Origin of the sequence: Mesorhizobium sp. M4A.F.Ca.ET.090.04.2.1, from assembly GCF_003999085.1 — a bacterium.
GTDB lineage: Bacteria > Pseudomonadota > Alphaproteobacteria > Rhizobiales > Rhizobiaceae > Mesorhizobium.
The window spans coordinates 1-1,409 of sequence record NZ_RZOT01000848.1 but is presented as its reverse complement, the minus strand read 5'-3'; the positions used below and the strand labels follow the sequence as shown (position 1 = coordinate 1,409).

Below are 1,409 nucleotides of genomic sequence, written 5' to 3'. Positions count from 1 at the left end.
GCGGCCGATCCAGTCGGTCCGCCCGCCACGCCCGGATTGGCTGCGGACGCCGACATCGCGCTGCTTCTCCACACTTCCGGCACCACCTCGCGTCCGAAGCTGGTGCCATTAAGCCATGCCAATCTTGCCGCCTCGGCCGAGCATATCGGCGCGACGCTCGGCCTGACATCGGCCGATCGCTGCCTCAACATCATGCCGCTCTTCCACATTCACGGGCTGATCGCGGCGGTGCTGTCCTCGCTCGCCGCTGGCGGCAGCGTCTTCTGCACGCCGGGCTTCAATGCGCTGCGCTTCTTCCACTGGCTGGGCGAGGCAAAGCCGAGCTGGTACACGGCGGTGCCGACCATGCACCAGGCGATCCTGCCGCGCGCGGCGCGCAACGCGGATACTCTCGCGGCGACACCATTGCGTTTCATCCGTTCGTCCTCGGCGTCCTTGCCGGCGCAGGTGATGGCCGAACTGGAGGCGACCTTCGGCTGCCCGGTGATCGAATCCTACGGCATGACCGAAGCCGCGCACCAGATGGCCTCCAACCGGCTGCCGCCCGGCCAGCGCAAGCCGGGCAGCGTCGGCGCCGCAGCCGGGCCAGACGTGGCGGTCATGGCGCCGGACGGGCAGTTGCTGAAACCGGGCCAAACCGGCGAGATCGTCATTCGCGGACCCAATGTGACGGCCGGCTACGAGAAGAACCCCGACGCCAATGCGAGTGCTTTCGCCCATGGCTGGTTCCACACCGGCGATCAGGGTGTGCTCGACGAGGATGGCTATCTGCGCGTTACCGGCCGGCTGAAGGAGATCATCAACCGCGGCGGCGAGAAGATCTCGCCGCTGGAAGTCGACGGCGTGCTGATGGATCACCCGGCGGTTGCGCAGGTCGTCACCTTCGCCATGCCGCACGACAAGCTGGGCGAGGAGGTGGCCGTGGCGATCGTGCTGCGCGAGGGGCAGAGCGCCAGCGAGTCCGACATTCGCGGCTTTGCCGCGGCGCGCCTCGCCGATTTCAAGGTGCCGCGCAAGGTGGTGATCCTCGACGAGATCCCCAAGGGCGCGACCGGCAAGCTGCAGCGCATCGGCCTCGCCGCAAAACTCGGGCTCGGCTGATGCGCGTCACCGTTTTCGGCGCCGGCGCCATCGGCGGCTATCTCGCCGCCAAGCTGGCGATCGCGGGCTCGGTCGACCTGTCGGTCGTGGCGCGCGGGGCGCATCTCGAGGCCATCAAGGCCGATGGCCTCAGGCTGATCGAGGGCGAGAGCGAGATTGCCGCGCCAGTGAGGGCGGCCGCCCGCGCGGAAGAGCTCGGCGTGCAGGACTATGTCGTGCTGGCGCTGAAGGCCCATTCGCTGGCGCCGGCGCTCGACCAGCTCGCACCGCTGCTTGGGCCGGAGACAGCGGTGGTCACCATGCAGAAC

The 1,409-nt window shown here is 68.7% G+C and carries 2 protein-coding genes; both read left to right on the top strand.

From position 1 onward, the window contains the following. Positions 1 to 1,101: AMP-binding protein (locus EN781_RS32545; protein WP_127400723.1), on the top strand; the 1,101-nt coding region annotated here is incomplete at its 5' end. Then, the coding region (locus tag EN781_RS32540) for a 2-dehydropantoate 2-reductase N-terminal domain-containing protein (protein WP_281034418.1) at positions 1,101 to 1,409 on the top strand (309 nt) is incomplete at its 3' end. The genes EN781_RS32545 and EN781_RS32540, both read left to right, overlap by 1 nt.